Genomic DNA, 13,318 nt, shown 5'->3' with positions numbered 1-13,318 from the left:
CCGACGTTATAAAAAATGCCCGGCAAGCTGTCGGGCATTTTTTCATCGTTTTACAGCGCGTTCTGGCGCGGCGGGCTACGCTCCAGCAGTTCGATACTGCCATCGGCATTTTGTTGTTCCAGCAGGATATCAAACCCCCACAGACGATGGACGTGCTTGAGCACTTCGCGACGCCCTTTATCCAGCGGGACGCGGTTGTGCGGCACATAGCGCAGCGTTAGTGAGCGGTCGCCGCGCAGATCGACGCTCCATACCTGAATATTCGGCTCGAGGTTGCTGAGGTTGTACTGGGCGGACAGCTTCGAGCGGATCTCCCGATACCCCTCCTCGTTATGGATAGCGGAGATCTCCAGGTAGTTATTATGATCGTCATCCAGCACCGTAAAGAAGCGGAAGTCGCGCATGACCTTCGGTGACAGGAACTGGCTGATAAAACTCTCGTCTTTGAAATCACGCATCGCGAAATGCAGCGTTTCCAGCCAGTCAGAGCCGGCGATATCCGGGAACCAGTAGCGGTCTTCTTCGGTCGGCGACTGGCAAATACGCTTAATGTCCTGGAACATGGCGAAGCCCAGAGCGTACGGGTTAATCCCGTTATACCACTGGCTGTTATAGGGCGGCTGGAATACCACGTTGGTGTGGCTGTGTAGAAACTCCAGCATAAAGCGCTCCGTCACTTTCCCTTCGTCATAAAGGTGATTGAGGATCGTGTAATGCCAGAAGGTGGCCCACCCTTCGTTCATCACCTGGGTCTGCTTCTGCGGATAAAAATACTGGCTGACCTTGCGCACGATACGCAGGATTTCGCGTTGCCACGGCTCCAGCAGCGGCGCGTTCTTCTCCATAAAGTACAGCAGGTTCTCCTGCGGCTCTGAAGGGTAGCGGCGGGCCGACTCAATGGTCTTCTCTTCTTCCCGCTTCGGCAGAGTGCGCCATAGCATATTCACCTGGCTTTGCAGATACTCTTCCCGGCTTTTCTGCCGCGCTTTTTCCTCCTGCAACGAGATTTTTTGCGGGCGTTTGTAGCGATCGACGCCGTAGTTCATCAGGGCATGACAGGAGTCGAGGAGCTTCTCCACCTCATCAACGCCGTAGCGCTCTTCGCAGTCGGTAATGTATTTGCGGGCGAAAATCAGATAATCAATGATCGAGCTGGCGTCGGTCCAGCTGCGGAACAGATAGTTGTTTTTGAAAAAAGAGTTGTGACCGTAGCAGGCATGGGCCATCACCAGCGCCTGCATGGTTATCGTGTTCTCCTCCATCAGGTAGGCGATGCAGGGATTGGAGTTAATCACAATCTCATAGGCCAGCCCCTGCTGACCGTGCTTATACGCCTGCTCGGTTTCGATAAATTTTTTACCGAACGACCAGTGCGGGTAGTTGATGGGCATGCCGACGCTGGAATAGGCATCCATCATCTGCTCGGAAGTAATGACTTCGATCTGGTGCGGATAGGTGTCGAGACGGTATAGCTTCGCTACCCGGTCAACCTCGGCAAGGTAGGTTTCCAGCAGTTCAAAAGTCCAGTCGGGTCCATCGCTTAAACGAGTAGTGTCCCTGTTCATGGAATCAATCGTAGCCATTAGCGCGCCCTCGTTGTAGGTGGCTCTCTCTGTACGGAAAGCCTCTCATCAAGCATAGAACAGGGGATGACAAACTGCGCCTCCCGACAATTTCTTTTCTTCGCGATTTCGCAATCTTAAAGGCCTTATTTGCCCAAACAAGCAGAATATTATTCTGAGTAAAAATGAAGCGCAGCAGGAGATAGTAAATCTATAGGGTCAGTGCTGGTGCGGTTTGCTGTGAGTTAAGTCACCATAAATAAAGCGTATGTTGAATAATATTTTCAACTGAGTTATCAATTTGTAATCAGATGATTGTTCTTTAACTATTACGGAGTCGCTATGCGAGTCGTCATACTGGGAAGTGGGGTAGTTGGGGTTGCGAGTGCATGGTATCTAAGCCAGGCGGGTCATGAAGTGACGGTTATCGACCGTCAACCCGGGGCGGCGGAAGAGACCAGCGCCGCTAACGCCGGGCAGATTTCCCCGGGCTATGCTGCGCCGTGGGCGGCGCCAGGCGTGCCGCTGAAGGCCATCAAATGGATGTTCCAGCGCCACGCGCCGCTGGCTATCGGGCTTGACGGGACTCAGTTCCAGCTAAAGTGGATGTGGCAAATGCTGCGCAACTGCGATACCCGCCATTATATGGAGAACAAAGGGCGGATGGTGCGTCTGGCGGAATACAGCCGCGACTGCCTGAAAGCGCTGCGTGAGAGCACCGGGATCCAGTATGAGGGCCGCCAGGGCGGCACATTGCAGCTGTTCCGTACGGAAAAACAGTATGAAAACGCCACCCGCGACATCGCCGTGCTGGAAGATGCCGGCGTTCCGTACCAGCTTCTGGAAGCGAAACGTTTGCTGGAAGTGGAGCCCGCGCTGGCCGAAGTCAGCCATAAGCTGACCGGCGGCCTGCGTCTACCCAATGATGAAACCGGCGATTGCCAGCTGTTTACCACGCGCCTGGCGGCGATGGCGGAGCAGGCGGGCGTCACCTTCCGCTTTAATACGCCGGTGGACGCGCTGCTGTATGAAGGCGAACAGATTGCCGGCGTGAAATGCGGCGCTGAAATAATCAAAGGCGATGCCTATGTGATGGCCTTTGGTTCTTACTCTACCGCGATGTTGAAAGGGCTGGTGGACATTCCGGTCTATCCGCTGAAGGGCTATTCGCTGACCATTCCGATTGCCGAGGAGGACGGCGCGCCGGTTTCGACTATTCTTGATGAAACCTACAAAATCGCCATTACCCGCTTTGACCAGCGTATCCGCGTGGGCGGGATGGCGGAAATCGTCGGCTTTAATAAAGAGCTGCTGAAGCCGCGCCGGGAAACGCTGGAGATGGTGGTCCGCGATCTGTTCCCGCGCGGCGGCCACGTTGAGCAGGCCACCTTCTGGACCGGGCTGCGCCCGATGACGCCGGACGGTACGCCGGTGGTAGGCCGTACAGCATATAAGAATTTGTGGCTGAACACCGGGCACGGCACGCTGGGCTGGACCATGGCCTGCGGTTCCGGACAGTTGCTCAGTGATTTGATTTCAGGCCGTACACCGGCCATTCCGTACGATGATCTGGCCGTCGCGCGCTATAGCCCCGGCTTTACTCCGGCACGCGCTCAGCATCTGCACGGCGTTCATAACTAAGGAGTCTTCATGTCTCGTCCTGTATTGGCCAGCATTGATTTGTCGGCCTTGCGGCAGAATTTGCAGATTGTCCGGCGTGCGGCCCCCGCCTCGCGCCTGTGGGCGGTGGTGAAAGCCAACGCCTATGGTCACGGCCTGTCGCGCGTCTGGAGCGCGCTGAGCGGCGCTGATGGCTTCGCGATGCTCAACCTTGAAGAGGCGATCCTGCTCCGCGAGCACGGCTGGAAAGGGCCGATTCTGATGCTGGAGGGTTTCTTCCACGCCGATGAGCTGGCGCTGTTCGATAAGTACCGCCTGACCACCAGCGTGCACAGTAACTGGCAGATTAAGGCGCTTCAGCAGGCCAAACTCCACGCGCCGCTGGATATCTACGTCAAGGTTAACAGCGGGATGAATCGCCTCGGTTTTATGCCGGATCGCATTCATACCGTCTGGCAGCAGCTGCGGGCGCTGAACAACGTCAGCGAAATGACGCTGATGTCGCATTTTGCCGATGCGGAAAATCCGCAGGGCATTATTGAGCCGATGCGCCGTATCGAGCAGGCGGCGGAAGGGCTGGATTGCCGGCGTTCGCTGGCTAACTCAGCGGCGACGCTGTGGCATCCAGAAGCCCATTTCGACTGGGTGAGGCCGGGGATTGTGCTGTATGGCGCCTCGCCTTCCGGCCAATGGCAGGATATCGCCAATAGCGGCCTCAAGCCGGTGATGACGCTGAGCAGCGAAATCATCGCCGTGCAGAACCTGAAGGCGGGAGAGGCGGTGGGCTACGGCAGCCTGTATCGGGCATCCGGCGAACAGCGCATTGGGATTGTGGCCTGCGGTTACGCCGACGGCTATCCGCGCGTGGCGCCGGACGGTACGCCGGTGCTGGTTGACGGCGTTCGGACCCGCACGGTGGGCCGGGTGTCGATGGATATGCTGGCGGTCGATTTAACGCCTTGCCCACAGGCTGGGATCGGTGCGCCGGTAGAGCTGTGGGGCAAAGAGATCAAAATTGACGATGTCGCCAGCGTCTGCGGCACCGTCGGCTATGAGCTGATGTGCGCGCTGGCGCCCCGCGTTCCGGTGGTGACCGGGTAACTTGCCTGGACGGCGCTATTCGCCGGTCTGATGAGCCAGAATTGCAGTCAGTGACTGGAATTCTGGTTTTCCGCTTGCGGTAGTCGGAAAAACCGGCCCGGTGGTAAACCGGGGAAACCCCCGCGTCAGCCGTATGTCGGCGGCGCCCGCCCGCTGCGCATCCTCGCCCTGTACGCCTCGTTCCGACCGCCGAAGGTCTGCCAGCAATACAGCGTGCCTGCCTGGCTTCTTGATTCGATTCCGTTGCCTGCTACGATCTGCTTAACGCAGGCTGCCATCGCCAGAGGCGTGGATGGCCCGAACGGGCGGATAACATGACGGACATCAAACCGAGAGATGCCTGTTCCACGGGATTGAGCCCTCAAACGTCCGGACGCATGGCAGACCGAGTTGGCGATATCCATCCCGACACTCCCGCTTGTGGCGCGGTAATTGACTACCGTCTTCAGCGCAGGCAGTAAAAATCAGCAACCGACTACTTCTGGAAACAACGTCCAGCACCTGACTACAATGCCCCAGCGAGCCAACGGTCGTCATGTACAGAACCCAACACGGACAGCGAGATGCCAATGATGAGATTTACCCGCCCCCTGATTAAAGCTGGCTTAAAAGTGGCCTCGCTGGGGAAAAAAATAGCCATTGGCCTGCTTATCGTTATTACCGTTTTTATTGCCGGGCGTATTTACGAAACGCAGCGTGGGCCAGCACTACATCCGTGGCATACCTGGTCTGCTGATGAAATGTCGACAGCGGAGATTGACCGCTCGACCTTCGCGGGCTATCTGGCGCGAGAAGACGCGATTTTTCACGAGATGAAAATTCAGCTGACCAATACGCTTCCTGACGATCAAAAAACGCCGCTTAATCGGTTTTATGCCCAAAGCCAGGTCTACCCGCAACAGTTTCAGCCTGACTGGAATCGCTCCTTTGTGCTGCTGCCGGAGGGGACGCCGCGCGGCGCCGCGGTGTTACTTCATGGCTTGACGGACTCGCCGTACAGCGTGCGCTATCTGGCAAAGGCCTACCAGCAGCAGGGGTTCGTTGCCGTTGTGCCGAGGCTGCCGGGGCATGGTACTGCGCCGGGTTCGCTGACCGCCGTTGACTGGCAACAGTGGATGGCGACAACGCGACTGGCGGTACGCGAAGCGACCCGACTGGCCGGGGCGAACGTCCCGCTGCATGTTATCGGCTATTCCAACGGCGGCGCGCTGGCGCTGAAATATGCGCTCGACGCGCTGGATGATAAGGCCTTGTCTCAGCCGCAGCAGATAGTCCTGCTGTCGCCGATGATTGGGGTGACCGCTTTTGCCCGCTTTGCCGGGCTGACGGGGTTACCGGCGGTGTTTCCTGCTTTTGCGCGGGCGGCATGGCTGAACGTGGTCCCTGAGTTTAATCCTTATAAATACAATTCCTTTCCGGTGAAGGCGGCCCGACAGTCGTGGCTGTTAACCCAGGCGCTGCAGGAGAAAATTGTCCAGGATTCCCGCAGCCAGCGGCTCGCGGCCCTTGCTCCGGTGCTGACTTTTCAGTCGGTGATGGACTCCACCGTCAGCACCAGGGCCGTGGTGGATTCGCTGTATCGCTATTTGCCGGAAAACGGCAGTGAACTGGTGATTTTTGATATCAACCAGGCGGCGAATTTGCGCGCGCTGTTTCGACCCGCGGTCTACTCTGCGCTCAGCACGCTATTACCGCCAGCGCCGCGGCGCTATCGCACAACCGTGATTACCAATGCCTCGCCCACCACGTATGATACCGTCGCTCGTACCACGCCAGCAGGCGCGCAAGAGGAGCAGGTGACGCGGCTGAACATGGCGTGGCCGCAGGATATGTATTCGCTCTCGCATGTCGCGGTGCCATTCCCGATGACCGACTCTCTGTACGGTCGCGAGCCGACGGAGAAGAACCTTTACGGCATTAGTATCGGCACCATTTCGCTACGCGGAGAGACCTCAACCCTCAGCGTAGGGCTGGATACGCTGATGCGCGTCACCTCCAACCCGTTTTTCCCATTTATGATGGAGCGTATTCAGCAACATATTCGCGGCGCTGTCCCGCCTTCTCCCTGAATCGGGATTATAATGCGAGGACATCCTTTGATTTCCCGACCGGCGCATACGCCAGATTCAATGAGCGTCGTGAGAATGTCCTGATTCAGAAATGGTAGGGTTTATCGCTCTGGGGGAGCGCCTTGCCGGCTACTATAGCCCTGTCATCAGGGACGCCTGTGACCAGCAAACTAGCGGCGGTGATATTGGCAAAGCGCGTTTATTATTCCCGGACTGAATCGTTACCGGTGATTTTTTAAGGAAAAACCTATGCAACATTGTCGGCTGATAGTGTGGGCAACCCTGATTATTTTCGCCACGGCGGTACAGGCTGAAGACCATGTTTACGGCGAACAGCGTATCAGCGGCTGGTGGAACTGGCTCAAAAACGATGTTTCGCAAACCTGGAATCAGCCGCAAAATTATGACCTCTATCTGCCGTTTCTTAGCTGGCACAACCGCTTAACCTACGATAAAGAGAAAACGGATAACTACAATGAGATGCCCTGGGGCGGCGGCTTCGGCGTCTCTCGCTATCACGATGATGGCGACTGGAGTTCGCTGTATGCCATGATGTTTAAGGATTCGCATAACAAATGGCAGCCGATCGTCGGCTACGGCTGGGAGAAGGGCTGGTATCTGGATAGCCGCCAGGATTTCCGCCTTGGTCTTGGCGTGACCGCCGGGATCACCGCCCGTGATGATTTTGCTAATTATGTCCCCTTACCGATTATTCTCCCCTTATTTTCCGCAAGCTATCAGCGGCTTAGCGTACAGTTCACCTATATTCCCGGCACCTACAATAACGGCAATGTCCTGTTTGCCTGGCTCCGCTATGGTTTTTAAACCCGGGTCAGCTGGGCGCCGGTGATTTAAAGGGTGATCACTTTTTTAGTGATGGAGTGGGATAACGCCAGCATGGAAATCAATACCGAGACGATAAACGTCAGGGCAATCAGCATTAATTTTGTGGTCAGCGAACCGATTGGGATAAGGGTGCTCAGGAGATGAAAAATTGAGTAATGGAGAATATAAACCCCGGTCATCGTTTTGCTGATTGCCGCCAGAATACTCTCTTTAAACTCGCTGTTTTTGCGAAAACGCACGCCGTTGGCCGCAATGACCAGCGCGACCACCAGAATATAAATTTGCGAACCGGTGAGAATGAAAGCATTTCTGTCGGCCTTGAACAGGGCGAAAAAGAAATGGCGCTCGTAAAACCAGGTGAAAAGATAAATAAAGGGGATAGCAAACATCGCGGCTTTGACGACGTTATCGCGATTAAGCCAGCGCACGACCAGCGGGTCGCTAAACAGCTGACCGGTTAAATAAAACAACAGCCAGGTCCACAGGCGATACTGCGGCGCCAGGGTCAGCGCATGCACGTTGGGATAGAGGGCCGCCAGCAGGTCGTAACCATAGGAGAAAAGCAGTAATACAAACACCACGCCGAAGAAGAGCCTTCTTCGCTGGCTTAGCCACTCGATCAGCGGGTGGAAGGTATAAATCACAATAAAGGCGAAGACAAACCACGGCTGGATAAGATAGCCGCGCTGATAGGGCTCCCAGAGGTAGTAAATCGTCATCCAGAAAAGAAAGACGATCACCACGCTTTTAATTTTCCCCATCTGCCAGCTCGCGCTATGCCGGGACTGAGCATCGAGATAGCCGGCCACCACAAAAAACAGCGGCGTGGCGATGGTTGAGATAAACGTCAGAAAGCCGAGGATCCAGTGATAATCGTAATCATACCGATCCCAGGTGTTATAGATGGTAAAGAAGGTGACCGCCGTCATGCATCCCAGCGTTTTAATAATATTTAACCCGGTGGTGTTCATTGTGGTTACCGCATATCCTTAGGGTGGAAACAGGCGTAAATAACCGGAAGAACCAGTAGCGTCAGAAGGGTCGCAAAACCCAGCCCGAACATGATAACCACCGCCATACTCTGGAAGAAGACGTCCAGCAGCAGCGGCGCCAGCCCGAGCACGGTGGTGAAGGCCGTGAGCAGTATCGGCCGTAAGCGCGAGGTTGCCGCATAGATAATCGCCTCGTGCTGCGGTTTTTCCTGTTTTTGTTGTTCAATCTCTTCAACCAGCACGATACCGTTACGGATAAGCATTCCGCTCAGGCTCAGTAGACCGATAAGCGCCATAAAACCAAAAGGGATGCCGGTAATTAAAAATCCCGGCGTCACGCCGATCAGCGCCAGCGGTACGGTCAGCCAGATGGCAATGGCATTCTTCAGCGAGCTGAACATCAACACGGTGATGACGAACATCACCAGATAGCCCAATGGCAGGGTGGTGAACAGCCCCTGCTGCGCTTCGCTGGAGTTCTCGGCATCGCCTCCCCACTCAATGCTGTAGCCGTGCGGCAGGCTGAGCGCGTCAATCTGCGGCTGGACCCGCGCCAGAATATCGCCTGAGGTTTGATTGCTCAGCGGGTCGGGGTCGGTCATCACCGTGAGCACGCGGCTGCGGTCGCGGCGCAGAATTAACGGGTCTTCCCATTCGAGGTTAAAGCCGCTGACGACGTTGCTTAGCGGAATGTACTGCTGACGGCTTTGACTCCACACCAGCACGTTTTGCAGATGGTTAGCATCCTGACGTTCGGCGGCCGGCGGGCGCACCACTACCGGCAGCAGATCGGCGCCTTCGCGATACAGCCCGGCGCGGCTACCGCTGAAATTCATCTGCAGCGCACTGTCGATATCTTGCTTATCCACCCCCAACTCGCGCCCCAGGGTAGGGGAATACTGCGGGCGGATCGTTTTACTGCGGTTTTGCCAGTCGTTACGCACGCTGCCGACGGCCGGATCTGCCGTGAGGATCGTGCTTACCTGGCTGGCTATCAGCCGCAATCTGTCGGGATCGGGGCCTTTAATCCGCACCTCGATTGCGCTGTCGCCGGACGGACCAAACATCACCCGCTTGCTGCTGGCGTTCACCTGCGGATAGTGACGCGCAATATAGGCATCCACGTGACGAGTGAGGGCGTCAATGCTGCGCCGGTCGTCCATGCGAACCATAATCTGCGCATAGTTGCTGTACTGCCGCTGGCCGCTATAGGTGAGGATAAAGCGCATGCTGCCCTGACCGACGGTGGCCACGGTGGTGACGACGCCGGGCTGGCCGTTAATCGCGGTTTCGATATCGCTGGCCATTTTTTCCGTGGCGGCAATGTCGGTGCCGTAGGGCAGCCACAGATCCACAAAGAAGATCGGCGTATTGGATGACGGGAAAAAGTTCTGCCGCACCGAGCCAAATCCCCAGACTGCGCCAGCCAGCAGCGCAGCCATCACCACGAGGGTGACGGTTTTTTGCCGCAACAGGGCGTTGAGGATCCGCTGGTAGCTGCGGTAGAAGCGCCCGCGGTAAGGATCGGTCTCAGCGGCCGGCGCCGGGGATGCCGCGCCTTTAAACAGCCACCATTTGATCAGCACCGGGGTAATGGTGAGCGCCGAGAACCAGCTGAGCATCAGGGAGATTAACAGTACCTGGAACAGCGATTTACAATATTCCCCCGTCGAGTCCTGCGACAGGCCGATAGGTGCGAAGGCGAGGATCGCAATCACCGTTGCTCCCAGCAAGGGCAGGGCGGAACGGCGGATAACGTAGTTGATGGCGGTCAGCAGCGTTGACCCCTGCTGGCGGGCAATCAGCACCCCTTCGACAATCACGATAGCATTATCGACCAGCATACTGAGGGCGATAATGAGCGCCCCCAGCGAAATCCGCTGTAGCTCAATACCCCACAGGTACATAATCAGCAGCGTGCCCAGCACGTTGAGGGCCAGCGAGAACGCAATAATAATACCGCTGCGCACGCCCATAAAGATCAGCAGCACGCCGACAACAATGGCCAGCGCCATTAAGAAATTAGTGATAAAGCCGTTAACCGAGTGGCCAACTTCAGCCGCCTGATCGTAGAACAGATCGAGGTGAATCCCGGCGGGTTTTTCCGCCGACATTTGCGCCAGTTTAGCCTCCAGCGCGTGGCCAACATCGATGACGTTGACGCCGGGAATAAACGAGACGCCCATCGTCACCGCCTGGCGGCCGTTGGCGTGGTAGATGCTGGACGGGGATTCGCTCAACCCGCGCGAGATCGTCGCAATATCCCGCAGCCGGGTCGCCGCTCCCGTGCCATGCGGGTTGATCGGCAGGTCGCCCAGTTCGTCGATATTGTCAAATTCCCCGGTGGGATGCAGGCGAATGGACTCGCTGCCGGATTTTATCTCCCCGGCGCTGGAAACGACGTTCAGGCGACTGAGAAGAGCGGAAAGTTGATTAAGGGTAATGCCGCGGGCCGCCATTTTAGGCAGCGAGATATCAATGTTAATTTGCTGGGGGATCGCGCCGCCGATGGCGACCTTGCCGACGCCGGGCACCAGCACCAGCTCCCGGCGCAGCTGCTCGGCATAGCGGACCAGCTCCGGATTGCTAAAACTGTCGCCGGAAATGGCAAAGAAGAAGCCAAACACGTCGCCGAAATCATCGTTGACGAAGGGGGAAACCACGCCCGGCGGGAAGAGGCGGGCCGCATCGCCCACCCTGCGCCGCAGCTCATCCCAGATTTGCGGCAGCTCATCGGAGTGGTAATTCGAGGCGATGTTCACCGTAATCTGCGAGAGTCCGTTGGACGAAATAGAGCTGACGTTATCCAGATAGGGCAACTGTTGCAGGGCATTTTCCAGCGGAAGGGTGACCTCTTCTTCGACCTGTTGCGCCGATGCGCCAGGATAGTGGGTAATGACCACCGCCGTTTTAATGGTAAAGGCCGGATCTTCCAGACGGCCGATATTGAGCAGGGCAAAAATACCGCCAATGCCCAGCAGCAGAATAGTTAACCAGACGCGAACGGGATTATTAATAAACTGGCGAGAGATATCCATTACAGGCCTCGTTCACGCGTCCAGATTCGAACCGGCTGTTGGGCATGCAGTTCGCTTACGCCAGCCGCCACAACGCGCTCGCCGGCGCTGAGCCCGTCGGTAATGACCACACCCTGGGTGGTTACCTGCCCGACACTCACTTTGCGATCTTCAAGATGCAGCTGTTCTCCATCGCCTTTAATTACCCACACGTGCGGCTCATTGCGCGGATGATTATCGGGATTGAACACCGCCTCAACCGGCACCACCAGCGCCTCATGACCCGCGTTGGCGGGCAGATTTGCCAGATTCACCGTCACGGTTCCGCTGACGCCGCCCACCGCAGGGAAATCAGCCGGACGCGGCATGGTCAAAATCACCTGCCACGTCAGGGTATGATTGTCGCTGCTGCCGGAATGCTCTTTGTACTGGGCGGTGAACTGGCGCTCCGGCAGGGCGTTGATTTTCACTATCGGGCGGTACTGGGCGTTGCGAATATCAAAGGCGCTAAACAGGTTTTCCGGAATACTGAAGACCACATCAAGGAGATCGCTACGCGTCAGGGTCACAATGGTCTGGCCGGCGGCGACCACCTGGTGATTGCGGACCGGCACGCTGGCCGCTACCCCGCTAAACGGCGCGTTTAGCGTCATCTGGTCGAGCTCTTCGCGGGCAATTTTCAGCGCGGCATTTGCCGAGTCGCGGCTGGCGCGCTGGATGTCCATTTCAGCTTTCGAAATAGCCTGGCGGCCGGCCAGGGTCTGGAAGCGATCGAACTGCCGCTGCGCGAGCGTGGCGGCAGTTTGTCGTTCATTGAAGCGCTGTTGGGCTTCCCGCGCGTTCAGGCGGGCGAGGACCTGTCCTTGCGTAATGTTCGCCCCCTGGCGAACGTCGAGCGATTCAACCTGGCCACCGCGTTTAAAAGACAGATCCGTAGAGTCCCCGGATTCGATGCGCGCAGGAAAAATACGTTGCTGTGAATCACCGACGGCGGTTACCTCCACCGCTTTAACCATCCGCGGTAGTGGCGTGACCTGGGGTGCTTTCTGATCGCAAGCTGTTGTTATTAAAATAACAACAGGAATGAGAGAAAAATAACGCTTCACTGTATTCCCCTCAGTGTGAATAGATTTATTTTACATGTTTGTTACAAGCGCCATGATTATTCAGCCAACGCGGAGACAACGACATAAGTGAATAAACCTGTCGCCGTACAGGCAATGATTGCCAGGGCGATAAACAGGCTCAGACGAACCAGACTATAGCCAAACATCGCGCCTCCTTTAGTACTGGATATATAGTAAGTAAATTCTCACATGACTAATTATGGGGTGATTTTTGGAAGTACTATAGCTCCTGATTATGAGCATAGTCGTAGAAAAACGGAAATGTTAAAAAGAGTAAAAATTGTCCTTATGTCGAAGTTTTAGCGCTGTTTCCAGCCGATTTGTCTGAGGTGAGCGGGCTCTGTGATATTTTTCAATATAATAACCGGTGGCTTAATCATGTTAACCGTCCTGTGCTACGTTTAATTATACCGACTTTTGTGCCAGCTTTTGTTTCTGAGATTATTTCCTCAATACGACACGTCAGGCGTTAATCGCCAACTATTCTATTGGTAATAAAAGGATTGTCTCTATGTATAAAAATATCCTGGTCCCGGTTGATGTCTTCGAAATTGGTCTCGCCGACAAAGCGTTATCCCATGCTCAGTTTCTCGCGCAAAGCGCTTCCGGGAAAATTCATTTAGTGCACGTAAACCCTCTGTTTTCCCCAGCGCTAACGCGCGGATTTATTTCCGATGCACGAAAAATGGAAGACTATCTGGTTAAAAACTCAGAGGAAAAACTGGCTGAGCTGGCCAAAAAGTCCACCTTGCCGGAAAGTGACATCCATATTCATGTCCGCAGCGGCAATATTCGTGATGAGGTGATCAAACTGGCCGACGAACTGCAGGCGGATGTGGTGATTATTGGCTCGCGTAACCCCAATATTCAGACCCACTTGCTGGGTTCCGAGGCGGCAAGCATCGTGCGTTATGCCCACGTTCCGGTTTTCGTTGTGCGTTAGGGGCGGCCTGATGCTGTTCTGATTTCCGTTACAGGAGTGAG

At 55.9% G+C, this 13,318-nt stretch carries 9 protein-coding genes; 5 read left to right on the top strand and 4 right to left on the bottom strand.

Going from position 1 to position 13,318, the window contains the following annotated elements; all coding sequences use genetic code 11:
* Nucleotides 1-50 precede the first annotated feature (50 nt).
* Nucleotides 51-1,583 carry a SpoVR family protein gene (locus tag AC007G_RS19580; RefSeq protein WP_004863842.1) on the bottom strand — a complete coding sequence of 511 codons (1,533 nt, stop codon included), beginning with the start codon at nucleotides 1,581-1,583 and terminating at the stop codon, nucleotides 51-53.
* A gap of 321 nt (nucleotides 1,584-1,904) precedes the next feature.
* On the opposite strand from AC007G_RS19580, the gene AC007G_RS19575 reads away from it, so the two are divergent.
* The 4 genes from AC007G_RS19575 to pagP all read left to right on the top strand — a co-directional run bounded on the left by AC007G_RS19575 (nucleotide 1,905) and on the right by pagP (nucleotide 7,177).
* A complete protein-coding gene (locus AC007G_RS19575) occupies nucleotides 1,905-3,203 on the top strand; it encodes a D-amino acid dehydrogenase (protein ID WP_032695266.1) in 1,299 nt (432 codons plus the stop codon).
* Nucleotides 3,204-3,212: 9 nt separating this feature from the next.
* Complete coding sequence (dadX, locus tag AC007G_RS19570) at nucleotides 3,213-4,283, top strand: catabolic alanine racemase DadX (RefSeq protein ID WP_142630703.1); 1,071 nt, start codon at nucleotides 3,213-3,215, stop codon at nucleotides 4,281-4,283.
* Between the two features lie 569 nt (nucleotides 4,284-4,852).
* Nucleotides 4,853-6,352 carry an alpha/beta hydrolase gene (locus AC007G_RS19565; protein WP_375379704.1) on the top strand — a complete coding sequence of 500 codons (1,500 nt, stop codon included), beginning with the start codon at nucleotides 4,853-4,855 and terminating at the stop codon, nucleotides 6,350-6,352.
* 249 nt (nucleotides 6,353-6,601) lie between these two features.
* Complete coding sequence (pagP, locus tag AC007G_RS19560; protein ID WP_032695265.1) at nucleotides 6,602-7,177, top strand: lipid IV(A) palmitoyltransferase PagP; 576 nt, start codon at nucleotides 6,602-6,604, stop codon at nucleotides 7,175-7,177.
* Nucleotides 7,178-7,203: 26 nt separating this feature from the next.
* On the opposite strand, the gene AC007G_RS19555 is transcribed toward pagP, so the two are convergent.
* Genes AC007G_RS19555 through AC007G_RS19545 form a run of 3 tightly spaced genes read right to left on the bottom strand, consistent with a single transcriptional unit; the run spans nucleotide 7,204 to nucleotide 12,313 of the window.
* A complete protein-coding gene (locus AC007G_RS19555; protein WP_162180085.1) occupies nucleotides 7,204-8,127 on the bottom strand; it encodes an acyltransferase in 924 nt (307 codons plus the stop codon).
* Nucleotides 8,128-8,174: 47 nt separating this feature from the next.
* The gene (locus tag AC007G_RS19550; RefSeq protein ID WP_142630701.1) at nucleotides 8,175-11,228 is read right to left on the bottom strand and encodes an efflux RND transporter permease subunit; all 3,054 of its coding nucleotides are present in this window, start codon (nucleotides 11,226-11,228) and stop codon (nucleotides 8,175-8,177) included.
* Nucleotides 11,228-12,313, bottom strand: a complete 1,086-nt coding sequence (locus AC007G_RS19545; RefSeq protein ID WP_032699400.1) for an efflux RND transporter periplasmic adaptor subunit — start codon at nucleotides 12,311-12,313, stop codon at nucleotides 11,228-11,230. The genes AC007G_RS19550 and AC007G_RS19545 overlap by 1 nt, the downstream gene beginning before the upstream one ends.
* A gap of 532 nt (nucleotides 12,314-12,845) precedes the next feature.
* On the opposite strand from AC007G_RS19545, the gene AC007G_RS19540 reads away from it, so the two are divergent.
* Nucleotides 12,846-13,277 carry a universal stress protein gene (locus AC007G_RS19540; protein WP_032695261.1) on the top strand — a complete coding sequence of 144 codons (432 nt, stop codon included), beginning with the start codon at nucleotides 12,846-12,848 and terminating at the stop codon, nucleotides 13,275-13,277.
* Nucleotides 13,278-13,318: the final 41 nt, after the last annotated feature.

Source organism: Klebsiella sp. CSG-1, from assembly GCF_056521145.1.
This window is presented reverse-complemented; position numbering and strand designations above follow the sequence as displayed.

What these genes read in the sequence shown, in the direction of transcription:
- AC007G_RS19580 (WP_004863842.1), bottom strand. Translation starts at nt 1,583, where the DNA reads ATGGCTACGATTGATTCCATGAACAGGGACACTACTCGTTTAAGCGAT.
- AC007G_RS19575 (WP_032695266.1), top strand. Translation starts at nt 1,905, where the DNA reads ATGCGAGTCGTCATACTGGGAAGTGGGGTAGTTGGGGTTGCGAGTGCA.
- dadX (WP_142630703.1), top strand. Translation starts at nt 3,213, where the DNA reads ATGTCTCGTCCTGTATTGGCCAGCATTGATTTGTCGGCCTTGCGGCAG.
- AC007G_RS19565 (WP_375379704.1), top strand. Translation starts at nt 4,853, where the DNA reads ATGATGAGATTTACCCGCCCCCTGATTAAAGCTGGCTTAAAAGTGGCC.
- pagP (WP_032695265.1), top strand. Translation starts at nt 6,602, where the DNA reads ATGCAACATTGTCGGCTGATAGTGTGGGCAACCCTGATTATTTTCGCC.
- AC007G_RS19555 (WP_162180085.1), bottom strand. Translation starts at nt 8,127, where the DNA reads ATGACGGCGGTCACCTTCTTTACCATCTATAACACCTGGGATCGGTAT.
- AC007G_RS19550 (WP_142630701.1), bottom strand. Translation starts at nt 11,228, where the DNA reads ATGGATATCTCTCGCCAGTTTATTAATAATCCCGTTCGCGTCTGGTTA.
- AC007G_RS19540 (WP_032695261.1), top strand. Translation starts at nt 12,846, where the DNA reads ATGTATAAAAATATCCTGGTCCCGGTTGATGTCTTCGAAATTGGTCTC.